This is a genomic window from Streptomyces yongxingensis (assembly GCF_055597465.1).
In genome coordinates this window covers 4996083-5011967 of record NZ_CM145717.1, presented here as the reverse complement: position 1 = coordinate 5011967, position 15885 = coordinate 4996083, and the positions used below count along the sequence as shown (strand labels likewise).

At 73.2% G+C, this 15885-nt stretch carries 16 protein-coding genes; 11 read left to right on the top strand and 5 right to left on the bottom strand.

What is annotated here, in order from left to right:
* The first annotated feature begins 37 nt into the window (after positions 1-37).
* The gene (locus ACZ6TD_RS21190) at positions 38-808 is read left to right on the top strand and encodes an NUDIX hydrolase (protein WP_471356283.1); all 771 of its coding nucleotides are present in this window, start codon (positions 38-40) and stop codon (positions 806-808) included.
* Positions 809-1473: 665 nt separating this feature from the next.
* Here ACZ6TD_RS21190 and ACZ6TD_RS21185 read toward each other — a convergent pair.
* A complete protein-coding gene (locus ACZ6TD_RS21185) occupies positions 1474-1839 on the bottom strand; it encodes a hypothetical protein (protein ID WP_191068625.1) in 366 nt (121 codons plus the stop codon).
* 269 nt (positions 1840-2108) lie between these two features.
* Positions 2109-2417: a hypothetical protein gene (locus ACZ6TD_RS21180; protein WP_414085412.1), complete on the bottom strand. Its 309-nt coding sequence runs from the start codon at positions 2415-2417 to the stop codon at positions 2109-2111.
* A 267-nt stretch (positions 2418-2684) separates the two neighbouring features.
* On the opposite strand from ACZ6TD_RS21180, the gene ACZ6TD_RS21175 reads away from it, so the two are divergent.
* Both ACZ6TD_RS21175 and ACZ6TD_RS21170 read left to right on the top strand, forming a co-directional pair.
* Positions 2685-3962: a hypothetical protein gene (locus ACZ6TD_RS21175; protein WP_471356280.1), complete on the top strand. Its 1278-nt coding sequence runs from the start codon at positions 2685-2687 to the stop codon at positions 3960-3962.
* Complete coding sequence (locus ACZ6TD_RS21170; RefSeq protein ID WP_471356277.1) at positions 3959-4519, top strand: GNAT family N-acetyltransferase; 561 nt, start codon at positions 3959-3961, stop codon at positions 4517-4519. The genes ACZ6TD_RS21175 and ACZ6TD_RS21170 overlap by 4 nt, the downstream gene beginning before the upstream one ends.
* A gap of 264 nt (positions 4520-4783) precedes the next feature.
* Here ACZ6TD_RS21170 and ACZ6TD_RS21165 read toward each other — a convergent pair whose 3' ends face one another.
* Positions 4784-6382, bottom strand: a complete 1599-nt coding sequence (locus tag ACZ6TD_RS21165) for an NAD(P)H-hydrate dehydratase (RefSeq protein ID WP_471356275.1) — start codon at positions 6380-6382, stop codon at positions 4784-4786.
* Between the two features lie 105 nt (positions 6383-6487).
* On the opposite strand from ACZ6TD_RS21165, the gene alr reads away from it, so the two are divergent.
* The 4 genes from alr to ACZ6TD_RS21145 all read left to right on the top strand — a co-directional run bounded on the left by alr (position 6488) and on the right by ACZ6TD_RS21145 (position 9936).
* Positions 6488-7642 (top strand): alanine racemase, encoded by a 1155-nt coding sequence (alr, locus tag ACZ6TD_RS21160; RefSeq protein ID WP_471356272.1) that lies wholly within the window; start codon positions 6488-6490, stop codon positions 7640-7642.
* A gap of 2 nt (positions 7643-7644) precedes the next feature.
* The gene (locus tag ACZ6TD_RS21155; protein ID WP_471356270.1) at positions 7645-8868 is read left to right on the top strand and encodes an alpha/beta fold hydrolase; all 1224 of its coding nucleotides are present in this window, start codon (positions 7645-7647) and stop codon (positions 8866-8868) included.
* Positions 8869-9030: 162 nt separating this feature from the next.
* Positions 9031-9549, top strand: coding sequence for a tRNA (adenosine(37)-N6)-threonylcarbamoyltransferase complex ATPase subunit type 1 TsaE (tsaE, locus tag ACZ6TD_RS21150; RefSeq protein ID WP_471356267.1), 519 nt, complete (start codon positions 9031-9033; stop codon positions 9547-9549).
* A gap of 195 nt (positions 9550-9744) precedes the next feature.
* A complete protein-coding gene (locus tag ACZ6TD_RS21145; protein ID WP_470009650.1) occupies positions 9745-9936 on the top strand; it encodes a hypothetical protein in 192 nt (63 codons plus the stop codon).
* A 62-nt stretch (positions 9937-9998) separates the two neighbouring features.
* On the opposite strand, the gene ACZ6TD_RS21140 is transcribed toward ACZ6TD_RS21145, so the two are convergent.
* Positions 9999-10565 (bottom strand): hypothetical protein, encoded by a 567-nt coding sequence (locus ACZ6TD_RS21140; RefSeq protein WP_471356264.1) that lies wholly within the window; start codon positions 10563-10565, stop codon positions 9999-10001.
* 322 nt (positions 10566-10887) lie between these two features.
* On the opposite strand from ACZ6TD_RS21140, the gene tsaB reads away from it, so the two are divergent.
* From tsaB to ACZ6TD_RS21120, 4 genes are read left to right on the top strand one after another with little or no spacing between them, the layout of a single operon-like run.
* Complete coding sequence (tsaB, locus tag ACZ6TD_RS21135) at positions 10888-11556, top strand: tRNA (adenosine(37)-N6)-threonylcarbamoyltransferase complex dimerization subunit type 1 TsaB (protein WP_471356261.1); 669 nt, start codon at positions 10888-10890, stop codon at positions 11554-11556.
* Positions 11557-11588: 32 nt separating this feature from the next.
* Positions 11589-12176 carry a ribosomal protein S18-alanine N-acetyltransferase gene (gene rimI, locus ACZ6TD_RS21130; protein WP_471357920.1) on the top strand — a complete coding sequence of 196 codons (588 nt, stop codon included), beginning with the start codon at positions 11589-11591 and terminating at the stop codon, positions 12174-12176.
* Positions 12169-13269, top strand: a complete 1101-nt coding sequence (gene tsaD / locus ACZ6TD_RS21125; RefSeq protein ID WP_471356258.1) for a tRNA (adenosine(37)-N6)-threonylcarbamoyltransferase complex transferase subunit TsaD — start codon at positions 12169-12171, stop codon at positions 13267-13269. The genes rimI and tsaD overlap by 8 nt, the downstream gene beginning before the upstream one ends.
* The gene (locus tag ACZ6TD_RS21120) at positions 13266-13529 is read left to right on the top strand and encodes a hypothetical protein (protein WP_471356256.1); all 264 of its coding nucleotides are present in this window, start codon (positions 13266-13268) and stop codon (positions 13527-13529) included. Before tsaD ends, ACZ6TD_RS21120 begins: the two co-directional genes overlap by 4 nt.
* A 293-nt stretch (positions 13530-13822) precedes the next feature.
* On the opposite strand, the gene ACZ6TD_RS21115 is transcribed toward ACZ6TD_RS21120, so the two are convergent.
* Entirely contained in the window at positions 13823-15808 is a 1986-nt protein-coding gene (locus ACZ6TD_RS21115) for an AfsR/SARP family transcriptional regulator (protein ID WP_471356254.1), read from the bottom strand.
* Positions 15809-15885 lie beyond the last annotated feature (77 nt).

Below are 15885 nucleotides of genomic sequence, written 5' to 3'. Positions count from 1 at the left end.
CTCACCCGGCCGGTTCATTCGTGCCTACGATCAGCCGGTGACCGACCCGCAACCGCAATCCGCTCCCGTCGCGTTCTGGGTGCCCCGCCGACTCCGCATGGTCCGGACCGACCCGCCGCGGGTTTCGCCCGAGCATCAGCGGGCCGCGGACCGTATCTGGGGCGAGATGGCCCGAGCCAACCCGACCGGTCTTTTTGACGGGCCTGTTGTCGCCTGCACCTCACTGGACTGGGACGGGCCTCACCACATCGTTCTGTCCTGGGCGCCGGTGACGTACCGCCACTACGCTCTGCGCCGTGTGCCGGGGGCGTCCGCCCTGCCGTCCGTGTTCGTCGCCGTCTTGCAGCCCACGGACGACGGACGGCTGCTGGTGGGCCGCACGTCGTCGTGGACGGCGGCTCCCGGCCGCTGGCAGCTGCCGGGCGGATCGGCCGAGCCGCCCGCCGACCACGAACCGCTGGATGAGGCGGCCCTGCGCCGCCACGCCGCTCGGGAACTGGTCGAGGAGACCGGCATCGACGCCGCGTTGCACGATCTTCAACTGTGGGCCGTCACACGCGGCGGGCGCGGGACCATCGGCGTCTTCTTCCGCGCCCCGGCACGGCCCGCGTCGGTGCTGGCCGAACGGTTCATGGCCGCGGAGACCGCGCTCGGCCGTGAACCCGAGTTCGCCGAGACGGCTCTCCTCCACTCACCCGCCGACCTGGACACCCTCCCCGGCCCCCACGCCGACTACCTCGAACTTGTCATCCGGCGGTACGCGGAGGCAGCATCCGCCTGCCCCGACGACTCCCCGGGCCATGCATAGTAAGTACCGCGTCGACTCGCCTGGACGGTCGGTTGTTGGCGGCGGCTCCACCACCTGATGGTGCTCGACCTGTGGAGAGCAGGCGGGTAGCCGCGGGGCGGCGGGAGGGGGTGGGGTCGGAGGGGTGGTGTCCTGGACGCTGTCGCATATTTGTGGCGCCTATCTCCGGCCCACCCGACGTTCATCGTTCGTCGGCGCCGTAAATATGCGGTCCAGGGCGCCGCCCCGGAGGCCCCGCCCCCGGCACCCACCACGAACGGCGGGCGCACCACCCACGGGCCCGCACCAGCACCACCCACGCACCCCGCGCACCACCCACTTGACCGGTACCTGTACCAGCACCCGCACCCAGCGGACCCAGCGGAAGCCTCAGGCCAGCACGTCACCCCAGGTGTCCGTCAGCGCCGTTGACAGTCGTACGCGGCGATGGGCGCGCCGTGCGGGGCCTGCACGACTCCCTGAGTCATGACGCGGGGGTCGCGTCGGCGGTCGTGACCGCGGAGGGGTGAGGCCGGGGAGGGGCGGGGCCTGCGACTCGCCCCTCCGCATCGTTGGCGGCCACCCGTCCGTGGCCCACGCGGTTCACCGCCCTGTCCGGCCAGGACCTGAGCAAGCTCTTCACAGGCCGGCTGTACGACAAGGGCAAGCCGAAGCGAGGAGGCGCGTCAGCTGACGTCCTTCTCGATCGCCTCGAAGATGTCCGCGTCCGTCTCCTGCTGCCAGCCGGGAAGATCCGGCCAGTCGGCGACGTACCCGGGCTTCGGGTCCTCGAAGTGCCGGTACATCTGCGCGGTCCAGCAGGTAGCGACGAAGCGCCCCTTCTGCTCCCGCGTAAGTCGCCCCGCGTGCCCCTCGCTCACCTCCAGGAACTGCCTCACCTGCTCGTACACCGCCCCGGCAGCCACCCGCTCCCACTCCGGAGTCTCCTCCCAGGGGGTCACATAGCCCGGCTTGGGCTCCCCGGGAAAGTGCCGTCGCACCCCCGCGATCCACGCCTCCCGGAACAGCCGGGCACCCTCGGTCCGTGACATCCCTGCCCCTTTCGTCAGTTCACGCTCAATGCCTTGATCTCGGCATCCAACTCGGCAACCCGCACATCGCGAGCGAGGGAGCCGAAGTCCGTATGCAGGGCCGCGAGTCTACGAGCGACGCAACCGGAGGATGATTGCGCTTGACGCCGATGGCGGCTGACGCGGGGGTCGCGTCCAGCGGTGGTGATCGCGGCGGGGTGACATCACCGGTCCTGCGGCGCGGGTTGCATGTGCGAGTGCGTGGTGGTGCGCCTGGAGCGCGCGGTTGGTCATGATTCGTCTCCGTCCTCGCCGTGGACATGCAGTCGTCTGCCTCTGCTCTCGGCCACCCGCAGCACGTCGCGCAGTGCCTCACAGAGTCGGTCCGCGAGGAAGCGGAGCTCTCGGGTGTCTGCCTTGCGGTCGCCCAGTAGGGCTTGGGCGTGGCCGAGGAGCTCCGTCCCCATGGACAGCTGGAGTGCCTCGATCTGGTCCGCACGTCGGTTCAGGGGACTGTCGTCGCTGTCCGATGCCAGATAGCACGGCCTGCCCTCCGGGTCGGACCAGGGCAATAAGCGAAGGCCGGTCATCGTGTTCATCCGACGGCCTCCCGGAGAGGGGCGAGAACCGCTCTCACCCATTCGAGGGCACTGGTCATAAAGTGGTTCATGTTCATCAGCTCCTGTCAGCTGGTGGGCCACGCCCCCGGACGTCCCACAACGTCGCGGGGGTCTTGCGTAAGTCCACCGCCTCGGCCGGTGCCATGGGCCATTGATGACCGGACTTTTGGGCGGACGTTTCCGTCTATGCCGCGTGGGCGAAATCGCTACGGTAATGGGACGGTTGGCGCAATTGGGGGGATGCGGATGGCAGGCAGGACTCTCGGCAAGCTGGCGTCGCTGCGCTGCGCGGCGGGATACACGCAGGTGAACTTCGTCGCGACCTTCGCCCGCGAGGCCGCCCGCCTGGGCATCGACGCCTCGGTGAGCGTCCGCCAGCTCCGGCGGTGGGAGAGCGAGTCGCCGCCGCCGTTACCGCATCCGAGTCAGCAGGCCGTGTTGGAGGCGATGTTCGGTCTTCCGCTTGCCGAGATGGGTTTCGATGTCCCATCGCATCGCTATTCGACGGTCGAGAGGATCGGCGACGATGGAGAGGTGAAGCGTAGAGCGTTCGTCACGGGGTCGGGTGCGATCGCGGCGGCGGCGGTTCTCCCGAACCAGCAAGGGCCGCGTGTCGGTGCGAGTGAGGTGGCGGCGTTCCGTGCACGGCTGGCCGACCTCTATACCGTCGATCACCAGTCGGGTGGAATTCCGGCGAAGGTGCGTGCCGAGCGGTTGGAGCGGGAGATCACGCATGTACTGAGCAGCAGCATCTACACGAGCCGAGTGGGTCGCGACTTACAGGCCGCGCTTTCCGAGCTGCACAGCAATCAAGCGTGGTACGGCTACGACAGCGGGCCGATCGCACAGGCACGTACCGCTGCCATGGAGGCATTGACCACCGCTCAACTCATCGGTGACGGACTCCTGCAACTGTCCGCACTGGAGACGCTTGTCCTGATCGATATCAAGACGGACCGGCTGTGGGAAGCCGCGTCAGCGGTCGAGATGGCTTATGGCTTGGCCAACAGGAGTGGGGCCGGGCCCACCGTGCACCTCGTGATTGCTCTGCGTGAGGCCAACGTGGCCACGCAGTCCAGAGACACGGCCGCTGCCCGGCGAGCACTCAGCCGCGCCCTTTCGTACCAGAGCCGCGCCAACACGGACACCGAAGTGCCGCACTGGGCTCGGTTCGCCGGCCCGATTGAGATCGACTACGCCACAGCGGATATGTATGTGGCGGCTGGCGAACCACGACGCGCCGTGCCATTTCTGCGTGCCGCCGTCGATGGTCTGGCTCGAGGTTATGCCCGCAATACGGCCTGGTACCGGTCGAAACTCGCCTGCACGCTCCTCGATGCGGGCGACGTCGAGGAGGCGTGCGCCGAGATGGGCAGTGTGCTCGATGTCTATGAGGAGATCGGTTCCGATCGACTGACGCACCGGATGCGTGCTTTCGACAAGACCGCCATCGCTCTGAACACCGCGGTGACCCGTGACACGTCCGCCCGTATCCGCGAGGTCGCACGAGGAGGCTATGCATGACCGGGACGATCGCCGTCGAGCGCATGGACGGCGCGGCCGCAGCGCGAGCCGAGACGGAATTCCGACTGGTCTACGCCGAGGTCTTCGCAGAGGAGCCGTACGAGGAGACTCCGGAATCGATCGACGCGAACTTCCGGCGGTTTCGTTCACAAGTCCGTAAGGAGACCTTCTCCGCCGCGCTCGCCCGCACGGGCGACGGTGAGCCGGTCGGCATCGCCTACGGCTATCCGCTGAGCCCGAGCACCGGCTGGTGGGACCGGCTCACCACACCGGTCAGCGACGAGCTGCGCCGTGAGGACGGACATCGGACGTTCGGCCTGATGGAGCTCGCCGTACGGGCCCCGTGGCGCCGTCTGGGGGTGGCGCGCCGCATGCACGAGGCGGTGCTCACCGACACGACAGCCGAGCGCGTGCTGCTCAACGCACGGCCGGACGTCGCTGCCGCGCAGGCCGCGTATCGGTCGTGGGGGTACCGCAAGGTGGGGGAGGCCCACCCGTGGGAGGGTGCGGTGCTGCATGACGTGATGGTGCTCGACCTACGCGGATCGGGCGGATAGCCGCCGACGAGGCGGGAGGGGGTGGGGTCGGAGGGGTGGTGTCCTGGACGCTTACGTGTATTTGTGGCGCCAATTTCCGGACCGCCCTACGGCCCCGGTCAATGGCGCCGTAAATATACGGTCCAGGGCGCCGCCCCGGAGGCCCCGCCCCCGGCACCCACCACGCACAGCGGGCGCACCACCCACGCACCCGCACAAGCAACCGCACCGGCACTTACCCACGCACCCGGCGCACTACCCACGCACCCGGACCCAGCGGACCTCTCAGGCCAGCACGTCCCGCCACGTGTCCGTCAGCGCCGTCGATACGTCGTACGCCGCGATGGGCGCGCCGTGCGGGGCCGTGGTGCGGCGGGCGGCCAGGCCGTGGAGGTAGGCGCCCGCCGAGGCCGCGTCGCGGGCCGGGAGGCCCGTGGCGAGCAGGGAGCCGATCAGGCCGGACAGCACATCGCCGCTGCCCGCCGTGGCCAGCCAGCCGACGCCGGTGGGGTTCACGCGCACCGGCTGGTGCTCGGCGGCGATCAGCGTGGTCGACCCCTTCAGCAGTACGGTCGCGCCGTAGCGCTCGGACAGCGCCCTTACGGCGGCCAGCCGGCCCGCTTCGACCTCCTCGCGGCTCACGCCGAGCAGCGCCGCCGCCTCGCCCGCATGCGGGGTGAGGACCGTGGCCGCCTCGCGTTTACGCAGGTCACCCCCGGTGGGCAGCAGGTGGAGCCCATCGGCGTCGATCAGGACCGGGACATCGGAGGCCAGGACGTCGTCCAGGGAGTGCTTGGCCGCCGCGCCGTCGCCGAGGCCGGGGCCGACGACCCACGACTGGACCCGGCCCGCCTTGGCCGGGGGCCCGGAGTGGACGAGGGTCTCGGGGAAGCGCGCGATGACCGTGTCGGCCGCGGGGCCGACGTACCGCACCGCCCCGGCCCCGCCCCGTAGCGCGCCCGAGACCGCCAGTACGGCCGCGCCCGGGTAGCGGGCGGAGCCCGCGACGACGCCCACCACGCCGCGCCGGTACTTGTCGCTCTCCGCCGAGGGCCGGGGCAGCAGCGCCGCCACGTCCTCGTGCTGCAACGCCTCCACGTCGGGGTCGGCCGGAAGGTGGGCGTCCAGGCCGATGTCGACCAGCCGCAGGGCGCCCGCGTGGGTGCGGGCCGGGTCGATGAGCAGCCCCGGCTTGTACGCGCCGAAGGTGATCGTGGCGTCCGCGTGCACGGCGGAGCCCCGCACCTCGCCCGTATCGGCGTCGACCCCGCTCGGCAGGTCCACGGCGACGACGATCCCGCGCACCGCCCGGACCAGCCGCTCCGCGTCGGGCCGCAGCCCGCCCTTGCCGCCGATGCCGACGATCCCGTCGACGACGAGATCGGCGCGTGCGACGGCGGCCTCGGCGTCACCGTTCGCCGCGCCAGTGCCGTCCGCCGCCGCGCCAGTGCCGCCTGCCCCCGCGCCAGTGCCGCCTGCCCCCGCGCCGCCGCCCGCCGCCACTGCGCCGCCGCCCGCCCCCGTGCCGCTGCCGCCTGCCCCGCCGCCGCCCGTCGCCGCCCCGCCGCCGACGGCGGCCACTCGCCCGCCCGCCGCCCGCAAAGCGGCGAGGCCGCCCTGGTGCGCGCGGTCGGGGTTGAGCAGTACCGCCGTGACGCCCGCGCCGCGGCGGGCCAGGCGGGCGCCCGCGTAGAGCGCGTCGCCGCCGTTGTCGCCGCTGCCGACGAGCAGGGCCACCCGGGAGCCGTACACCCGGCCCAGCAGATCGGCGCACGCGGCCGCGAGCCCCGCCGCCGCGCGCTGCATGAGCGCTCCTTCGGGCAGCCGCGCCATCAGTTCGCGCTCGGCGGCCCGTACGGTCTCGACGCTGTAGGCAATCCTCATGCCCATAGTCTCCCGAACGGAGGGCACTCCTCGCGTGAAAGCGAGGCACTCCGTGCGGAGAAGCACACACTCCGGTCGGGGGACCGGCCTGAGAGACTGACGGAGATGGACGAGACACCGATGCGCGCCCGTGCCGTGGTCGATCTGGCCGCCCTACGGGCCAATGTGAGGGCGCTGCGCGCCGCGGCACCCACGGCCGAGCTGATGACCGTGGTCAAGTCGGACGCCTATGGCCACGGCATGGTCCCGTGCGCGCGGGCCGCCCGCGCGGCGGGCGCGGACTGGCTGGGCACGGCCACGCCCGAGGAGGCGTTCGCGCTGCGGGCGGCGGGGGACACGGGCCGGCTGATGTGCTGGCTGTGGACGCCCGGCGGCCCCTGGCGGCAGGCCATCGAGGCGGACGTCGACGTCTCGGCCAGCGGGCTGTGGGCGCTGCGCGAGGCCGTCGCCGCGGCCCGCGCGTGCGGTCGCACCGCACGGCTGCACCTGAAGGCGGACACCGGGCTCGGCCGCAACGGCTGCCAGCCCGCCGACTGGCCGGCCCTGGTCGCCGAGGCCCGCGCCGCCGAGGCGGAAGGGGCCATTCGGGTGACGGGGCTGTGGTCCCACTTCGCCTGCGCGGACGAGCCGGGCCATCCGTCCATCGGCACCCAGCTGTCGGTCTTCCGCGAGATGGTGGCGCACGCGGAACAGGCGGGGCTGCGGCCGGAGGTGCGCCACATCGCCAATTCGGCGGCCACCCTGACCGTGCCCGAGTCCCATTTCGACCTCGTCCGGACCGGCGTCTCCACCTACGGCATCTGCCCGAGCCCCGAACTCGGCACGGCCGCCGACTTCGGGCTGCGCCCGGTGATGACGCTCTCCGCCGCGCTCGCCTCGGTCAAGCGGGTGCCGGGCGGGCACGGCGTCTCCTACGGGCACCGCTATGTGACCCCCGGCGAGACGACCCTCGCGCTGGTGCCCGTCGGCTACGGGGACGGCATTCCGCGCCATGCCTCCGGCACCGGCCCGGTGCTGGTCGCGGGCAAGTGGCGGACCATCGCGGGCACGGTCGCCATGGACCAGTTCGTGGTGGATCTGGGCGGCGACACCGCCGCCCCGGGGGACGAGGCGGTGCTGTTCGGCCCGGGGGACCGGGGCGAGCCGACCGTCGAGGACTGGGCGCGGGCCGTGGGCTCGATCGCCTACGAGATCGTGACCAGGATCTCGGCCCGTATCCCCCGCGTTTATGTAGGTGAGGACGGGGGCACAGGGAACTGACCATGGGCGACGAGAGCACGGCCGTCAGCACGGCAGAGATGGCGACACGAGTCGCGGCGGGGGCCACAGCCGTGAGCTGGCGCCGGGGCGCCGGATTCGCGGGTGCCGCGATCGGTGTGCTCGCGGCGGGGGCGGCCGCGGGCGTCGCGCTCGAGCGGCTGACGGTGGGCCGCGGCGTACGGCGCAAGGCGCGGCTCGCCCTGGACGCCGAGGGCCCGTACGGCACGCTGCGCGGCACTCCGGGGACGGCGGTCGCCGAGGACGGCACCGAGATCTACTACGAGATCGAGGAGATCCGGGAGAACGCGGCCGCGCCCTCGCCGCGGCGCAAGCGGCGGTTCGGGCGCCGCGCCCCCACCCCGGTCACCATGATCTTCAGCCATGGCTACTGCCTCGCCCAGGACTCCTGGCACTTCCAGCGCTCCGCGCTGCGCGAGGTGGTCCGCACCGTCTACTGGGACCAGCGCTGCCACGGCCGCTCGGCGCGCGGCTGCGCCCAGGCGGACGGGGAAGCGATCAGCATCGACCAGCTCGGCCGCGACCTGAAGGCGGTGATCGACGCGACGGCGCCCGAGGGGCCGCTGGTGCTCGTCGGCCACTCCATGGGCGGCATGACGATGATGGCGCTGGCCGCGCAGTACCCCGATCTGATCCGCGAGCGCGTGATCGGCGCGGCCTTCATCGGCACCTCGGCGGGCCGTCTTGGCGAGGTCAGCTTCGGCCTCCCGGTGGTCGGGGTGAACGCGGTGCGGCGGGTGCTGCCCGGACTGCTGAAGGCGCTGGGCTGGCAGGCCGACCTGGTCGAGCGCGGGCGGCGGGCGACCGCGGACTTGTTCGCGGGGCTGATCAAGCGCTATTCGTTCGGCTCGAAGGACGTGGACCCGGGGGTCGCCCGGTTCGCCGAGCGGCTGATCGAGGCCACGCCGATCGATGTGGTCGCGGAGTTCTACCCGGCGTTCATCGCCCACGACAAGGCGGCGGCGCTGCCGCACTTCGACGGGCTGCCGGTGCTGGTCCTCGCGGGCGACAAGGACCTCATCACCCCGATGGAGCACAGCGAGGCGATCGCGGAGCTGCTTCCGGGCGCGGAGCTGGTGATCCTCGAGGAGGCCGGGCACCTGGTGATCCTCGAGCACCCGGAGGTGGTCAACGGCCACCTGACGGAGTTGCTCTCGCGGGCGGTGGACGGGGTCGGCGACCGGGCGCGGCGGGGCGTGACGGGCTGAGGAGCGGTACCCCGCCCGGCCGTTCCGGCGGTCCGGCCGGGGCGGCCGCACGCCCGTCCGGCCGGGGCGTTCGGGGTGGCCGCACGGCGGTTCGGCCGGGGCGTTCGGGGTGGCCGCACGCCGGTCCGCGGCGGGCTTTTCGGGCCCGTACCATCGGCGAGTATGGACGTAGGCACGCGCATCACCGTCACCTCTCCCGACCAGATGCGGGACCTGGGCCGCAGACTCGCCAAGCTGCTGCGCCCCGGCGATCTGGTGCTGCTCACCGGTGAACTCGGCGCGGGCAAGACGACGCTGACGCGGGGCCTCGGCGAGGGCCTCGGCGTCCGCGGCGCCGTCACCTCGCCCACCTTCGTGATCGCCCGGGTGCACCCCTCGCTGGGCGACGGACCGCCGCTGGTCCATGTCGACGCCTACCGGCTGAACGGCGGCCTCGACGAGATGGAGGACCTGGACCTCGACGTCTCCCTGCCGGATTCGGTGGTGGCCGTGGAGTGGGGCGAGGGCAAGGTCGAGGGGCTGGCGGAGGACCGGCTGCATGTGGTGATCCAGCGGACGGTGGGCAGCGACATGGCCGTCACGGACACGATGGCCGCCGACGTGGACGACGTACGGGACGTGGTGGTGACGGGCGTGGGCACCCGCTGGGCGAGCGAGGACCTGGCGTCGCTCGCGGGGTAGCGCCAGGGCTGCCCGGTCAATCGGTCAAACGGTCAAGCCGCTGGTAGAGCTCGCGTGCAGATGCCGCGTAGTTTCCGACAAGCCGTCGGCATGCTGTTGCATTCCGGGCATCACCCGTGGTCACATGGTGGGAGAAAGCGTGGGTTAGGTCTACCTAACTCCGCTCGACTGCCCCAGGACCCTCAGGAGGCACCCATGTCGGCCCACGACCCTGTGGCCGGGACCGGCGCCGCGCGCGACGACCGGTCACCGTCGATGTCGGAGCTCCTGGCGGCGTGTGCGGCGGCGAGCGCGGTCTCGACGCCTCCGCGGCCGGCCGAGGAGGAGACCCCGGCGTCCGTCGAAGCCGAGCCCGAGGCGGATGACGAGGAGCGGGACGCGGCGTAGCCGCGCACGGCTACGTCATCCGGCTACGTCGTCCAAGTCCGCTGGGGGGGGGCGACGGTCCGCTAGGGGACGACGACCACCTTCGTGTCCAGCTGCGCGAACTCCCACATCGCCGTGCCGTCCGCCCGGCTCTCCCGGACGGCCCCGGTCCGCTTGCGCGCGTTCGGGTCCGGCATCGACCCGTCCACCGCCGCGCTGAAACCGAACACGACTCCCCCTTCCGAGTGGAAGACGACGACGTGCTCGACCTGGACCCCGTCCGATCCGACCCCGCCCTTGTTGCGCGAGGTCACGGAATAGGTCCCCGGGTCGGGGCTGGCCGGGCTCGGGCCCACCTCGAAGGTGCGGCCGGCCTTGCCGTCGGCGCCGACCAGCCAGACCCGCTTGTCGCCGAGGGCATAGACGACCCGGACGCCGGTGCCGGAGCGGGCCGGGAGGGCGGTGGACTTCTTCTTCGACCCCGGGTCGTGCTTGTCCTTCTTCTTGGACTCGGCGGAGTGCGACCCCGGCCGGGCCTGGGTCGGATGGTCGGGCGCGGTCGCGGCGGCCTGGTAGCCGAGGAACCCGACGACGCCCAGCGCGGCGGCGGTGAGTACGGCCACAGCTGGCCCGGTACTGCTCCTTGGCACGGCGGCTTCCCTCTCCTGCGGTCAGTACGTGCTGACGGTCCGTACACACTTACGGTGACGGTAGCACCGGCGCCCGCCGCCCGGCCGCGCTCCGGCCGTCCGGTGACCGAGCTGTTCCACCGTCGGTACGAAAGCCCCTACCGACGCTGGTACGAAGGCCGGTACCGGCTTCGGTTCCAAGGCCGGTAGCGAAGCCGGTACCGAGGCTGGTGTCGATGTCGGTACCGAGGCCGGTATCGATGTCGGTACCGAGGCCGGTATCGATGTCGGTACCGAGGCCGGTACGAAAGAACGACCTCCCGGCGCGCCGTAGGCTGTTCTCGTGCTGTTGCTCGCTCTTGATACCGCCACCCCCGCCGTGACCGTCGCCCTGCACGACGGCTCCGCAGTGATCGCCGAGTCCTCCGACGTGGACGCCCGGCGCCACGGCGAGCTGTTGCTGCCCGCCGTCCACCGCACGCTGAAAGCGGCGGGCGCCGAACTGGGCGCGGTGACGGAGATCGTCGTCGGCGCGGGCCCCGGCCCGTACACCGGACTGCGCGTGGGCCTGGTGACCGCGGCCACCTTCGGGTCGGCCCTCGGCGTCCCCGTCCACGGGCTGTGCACACTGGACGGGATCGCGTACGCCGCCGGGACGGCCGGTCTGGAAGGCCCCTTCGTCGTGGCCACGGACGCGCGGCGCAAGGAGGTCTACTGGGCGCGCTACGACGACGCCCGCACCCGCGTCACCGAACCCGCCGTCGACCACCCCGCCGATCTCGCCGAGCGGGTGGCCGGACTGCCCGCAGTCGGTGCGGGCGCGCTGCTCTACCCGGCGGCCTTCGCCGACGTACCGCCCGGAATGCCGGAGCATCAGTCGGCCGGGGCGCTCGCCTCGCTCGCCGCCGAGAAGCTGGCGCGCGGCGAGGAACTGCCGCCGCCCCGGCCGCTGTATCTGCGCCGCCCCGACGCCAAGGTGCCCGCCAACTACAAGGTGGTCACCCCGAAGTGACCGGCACCGGCACGACCGTGACCCTGCGCGAGATGCGCTGGTGGGACCTGGAGCGGGTGATGGAGCTCGAGGAGGAGCTGTTCCCCGAGGACGCCTGGTCGCGGGGGATGTTCTGGTCCGAGCTCGCGCATGCCCGGGGCCGGGACGCCACCCGCCACTATGTGGTGGCGGAGAGCGGGCCCCGGCTGGTCGGGTACGCCGGGCTCGCGGTCGTCGACCGCACCGGCGACGTCCAGACCATCGCCGCCGCCCGCGACCACTGGGGCACCGGCCTCGGCGCGCGCCTCCTCACCGACCTCCTTACGGCGGCCACCGCCTTCGAGTGCCGTGAGGTGCTGCTGGAGGTGCGGGTGGACAACGCCCGCGCCCAGCGGCTGTACGAGCGCTTCGGCTTCGAGCCCATCGGCATACGCAAGGGCTACTACCAGCCCGGCAATGTGGACGCCCTGGTCATGCGGCTGGCCGACCCGGCGACGGCGAGTACCGGCGCGATGGCGAACGGCGAGCCCGGCGCGTCCGCCACGACCACAGGGAACCCCACGACCACAGCGGACCCCACGACCACAGCGAACCCCGCGAACCCCGCGACCTCAGTACAAGGAACCGAGACCCATGGCTGACGAACCCCTCGTCCTCGGCATCGAGACCTCCTGCGACGAGACCGGCGTCGGCATCGTCCGCGGCCGCACCCTCCTCGCCGACGCCGTCGCCTCCAGCGTGGACGAGCACGCCCGCTTCGGCGGCGTCGTCCCCGAGGTCGCCAGCCGCGCCCATCTGGAGGCGATGGTCCCCACGATCCAGCGGGCGCTGAAGGAGGCCGGGGTCGCCGCCTCCGACCTCGACGGCATCGCCGTCACCGCGGGCCCCGGGCTCGCGGGCGCGCTGCTCGTCGGCGTCTCGGCCGCCAAGGCGTACGCCTACGCCCTCGGCAAGCCGCTCTACGGCGTCAACCACCTCGCCTCGCACATCTGCGTCGACCAGCTGGAGCACGGTCCGCTGCCCGAGCCGACGATGGCCCTCCTGGTGAGCGGTGGGCATTCGTCGCTGCTCCTCGCGCCCGACATCACCGCCGACGTCCGCCCGCTCGGCTCGACCATCGACGACGCGGCGGGCGAGGCGTTCGACAAGATCGCCCGGGTGCTGAACCTGGGCTTCCCGGGCGGCCCCGTCATCGACCGCATCGCCCGCGAGGGCGACCCGGACGCGATCGCCTTCCCGCGCGGGCTGACCGGCCCGCGGGACGCCGCGTACGACTTCTCCTTCTCGGGGCTGAAGACCGCCGTCGCCCGCTGGATCGAGGCGAAGCGGGCGGCGGGCGAGGAGGTCCCGATCGCCGATGTCTCGGCCTCCTTCCAGGAAGCGGTCGTGGACGTGCTGACCCGCAAGGCCGTCCGCGCCTGCAAGGACGAGGGCGTGGATCACCTGATGATCGGCGGTGGCGTCGCCGCCAACTCCCGGCTGCGGGCGATGGCCGAACGCCGCTGCGAGGACGCGGGGATCACCCTGCGGGTGCCGCGGCCGAAGCTGTGCACGGACAACGGGGCGATGGTCGCGGCGCTCGGCGCGGAGATGGTGGCGCGGGGGCGGTCGGCGTCGGCGTGGGACCTGTCGGCCGACTCGTCCCTCCCGGTGACGGACCCCCACGTCCCGGCGCCCGCCGGGCACACCCACGACCATGTGCACGAGCTGAGCCGGAAGAACCTGTACGCATGACCGTCGCGTTGATGTGGGAAGCCCGAGCCGTGGCCGGAAAGGGCGAGGAACTCCTGACCTGGGCCACCCACCAGCCCCTCGACCCGCCCCCGCTCCGCCGCGAAACCTTCCGCGCCCCCGAGGACCGCGTCCTCGTCATCACCTGGTGGGACGGCGCCTACGACACCCAGGGCCTGCCGGAACTCCCCGAACCGGGCGAGGACTTGGTACGGCGGGCAGTGCACCGCTGGCGCTTCGAGGCGGTCGCGGACGAGGGTTGAGCGGTACGGCGCCGGGCTGTACGGCGCCCGACCGTACCGGGCCCGGCCGCCCGGCACTCGCTCGTGCGGTGCCCGGTCGTGCGGTGCCGGGCCCTACGGCACCCCGATTCATACGGCACCCGGCCGCACCCGCGGCAGCGCGGCACCGAGGCCGTACCCCCGGCGGTGCGCACCGAGGTCGTACCCCCGGCGGTGCGGCACGCGACCGTACCCCTGGCCGTACGGCACCCGGCCGCGCCCCGACCGAACGGCACGCAACCGCGCCCCTGGCCATACGGCACTCGGCCGCACCGTCACCGCAGGGCCTCGGACAGATCGGCCAGGTGCCGGGAGACCGGGCCGAGGGTGAGCAGGCCGCTGCCCGCGCCGGCCAGCTCGGCCGCCGCCGGGGTCAGTGCGGTGCGGGCGCGGGCGATCGTCTCCCGGTCGCCGACGGCGATGGCCGCCCGCCCGGTGAGACACCACAGGGCCTCCAGCAGCAGATCGCGGGGCGGCTCCGGGACCGTGCGCAGCGCCGCCGCGGCCTCGGTGTGGCGGTCCTGGGCCAGCAGCACCAGCGGGCGGGCCCAGGGCGCGTACGGCCCCCAGTCGAGGTCCGCGTCGATGGGGGCGGGCCGCCCCCGTTCCACGCGCAGACAGAGCAACGCGAGCGGCAGCAGACCGTGCTCCAGGCCGGGCATCCCGGCGCCGTCCAGCCGCGCGGCGGCGTCCCGGTAGGCCGCCTCCGCCTCGGCCTCGTCCGCCTGCCCCGTCGCGGCCAGCCGCAGCGCCCGGTACCACGCGGTGAACACCCCCACCAGCGGCCGCTCATGGCGCTCGCCCAGACGGTCGGCGGCGGCCGCGTGCCGGTCGGCCGCCGCGAAGTCGCCGAGCGCGCTGCGGGCCTGGAGCCGGATGAGATGGCCGAGCACCTCGAAGGCGACCAGCCCGTGCCGCGCCGCAAGGGCGATCAGCTCGGCTCCGGTCGCGTCCCGGCGCGGCGCCAGCCCCGCGCGCTCGAAGCTCTGCATGAAGACGCCGTTCAGCGCGAATGCCAGCAGCCCGGGATCGTCCAGCCGCCGAGCGATCTCCTCAGCCTGCCGAGCCGCCTGCCGCCCCCGCTCGGACCGCCCACCCCGCGACTCCACGGCGATCGTCGCCAACAACCGGGCCCGAATCGCGTCATGGCCGATCGGCCCGGAGCCGGCCGCGAGCGCGGCCAACGTGCGTTCGGCCGCCCTTACGATCGATGCCGCCTGCTCGGGGTCGTCCAGGCGGGTCCAGCTCGCGGGGACGTCGTAGGCGCCGATGACTCGGGCGGTCAGTTCCGGGTCGCCCAGTTCTTCCGCCGCCGCGACGGCCGCCACGCGCTGTTGGCGGGCCGTCAGCAGGCCGTCGCCACCGGTCATCGAGAGGTCGCGGAGCAGGGCGGCCGTCGACTCCAGGCGGGTCCGGGCGCCGGAGGCCACCGTGCGGTCGTACGCGGCGGTCGCGTCCGCCCACACCTGGGCCGCCGCGCCGCCCCGCGCCGCGGTGGGGTCGAGGTGGGGCGCCTGGCCGAGGATGTCCGTCTCCAGGCGGCGCAGCTCCGGGCCCGGGTCCAGGCCCAGCCGCTCGACCAGCAGCGTACGGGCCCGGCGCAGTACCGCCAGCGCGTCGCCCTGGCGGCCGGTGCGGTACAGCGCGAGGGCCAGCGCCCGCCAGGCGCCCTCGCGCCAGGGGTGCTCGGCCAGATGCGCCTCCAGGTCCGGCACCGCCTCGGCGGCCCGGCCGAGCGCCAGCCGGGCCTCCGCCTGCCGCTCGACGGCGTGCAGCCGCAGCTCCGCCAGCCGGGAGCGCTCGCCCCGGGCCCAGCCCTCGTCGGCGAACTCCGCGTACGCGGGCCCGCGCCACCGGCTCAGCGCCTCCTCCAGCCGGGGCAGCGCGCCGTCCGGCGGCAGGGTCGCGGCGGCGGCCACGTCCTGTTCGAAGCGCCAGGCGTCCACCGCGTCCGGGTCGGCCCGCAGCGCGTACCCGGGGCCCTCGGTGACCAGCAGCCGGGCCGGGGTGCGCGGCGGGCGCTGCGGCTCCAGCGCGCGGCGCAGCGCGGCCACGAACGTACGCACCGCGCCCACCGCACCCGGGGGCGGCTCCGTCCACAGGTCCTCGATCAGCCGGGAGACGGGTACGACACGGCGGCGGGCGACGATCAGCCGGGCCAGCACCGCGCGGTGCCGTGGCCCCTTGAGCGCGATCGTGCGCCCGTCGGCGTCCGCGTCCCAGGCCACGACCGGCCCCAGCACCCCGAAACCGACCCGCATGCGGTCACGGTAGCGCGCTGATCGGATGCTCATCCGCACCCGGCAGGCTGACAGCCACCCGGTCAGTCACGTACCTC

Coding starts and splice junctions, on each gene's coding strand:
- ACZ6TD_RS21185 (WP_191068625.1), bottom strand. CDS start 1,839: ATGTCACGGACCGAGGGTGCCCGGCTGTTCCGGGAGGCGTGGATCGCG.
- ACZ6TD_RS21180 (WP_414085412.1), bottom strand. CDS start 2,417: ATGAACACGATGACCGGCCTTCGCTTATTGCCCTGGTCCGACCCGGAG.
- ACZ6TD_RS21175 (WP_471356280.1), top strand. CDS start 2,685: ATGGCAGGCAGGACTCTCGGCAAGCTGGCGTCGCTGCGCTGCGCGGCG.
- ACZ6TD_RS21170 (WP_471356277.1), top strand. CDS start 3,959: ATGACCGGGACGATCGCCGTCGAGCGCATGGACGGCGCGGCCGCAGCG.
- ACZ6TD_RS21165 (WP_471356275.1), bottom strand. CDS start 6,382: ATGAGGATTGCCTACAGCGTCGAGACCGTACGGGCCGCCGAGCGCGAA.
- alr (WP_471356272.1), top strand. CDS start 6,488: ATGGACGAGACACCGATGCGCGCCCGTGCCGTGGTCGATCTGGCCGCC.
- ACZ6TD_RS21155 (WP_471356270.1), top strand. CDS start 7,645: ATGGGCGACGAGAGCACGGCCGTCAGCACGGCAGAGATGGCGACACGA.
- tsaE (WP_471356267.1), top strand. CDS start 9,031: ATGGACGTAGGCACGCGCATCACCGTCACCTCTCCCGACCAGATGCGG.
- ACZ6TD_RS21145 (WP_470009650.1), top strand. CDS start 9,745: ATGTCGGCCCACGACCCTGTGGCCGGGACCGGCGCCGCGCGCGACGAC.
- rimI (WP_471357920.1), top strand. CDS start 11,589: ATGCGCTGGTGGGACCTGGAGCGGGTGATGGAGCTCGAGGAGGAGCTG.
- tsaD (WP_471356258.1), top strand. CDS start 12,169: ATGGCTGACGAACCCCTCGTCCTCGGCATCGAGACCTCCTGCGACGAG.
- ACZ6TD_RS21120 (WP_471356256.1), top strand. CDS start 13,266: ATGACCGTCGCGTTGATGTGGGAAGCCCGAGCCGTGGCCGGAAAGGGC.
- ACZ6TD_RS21115 (WP_471356254.1), bottom strand. CDS start 15,808: ATGCGGGTCGGTTTCGGGGTGCTGGGGCCGGTCGTGGCCTGGGACGCG.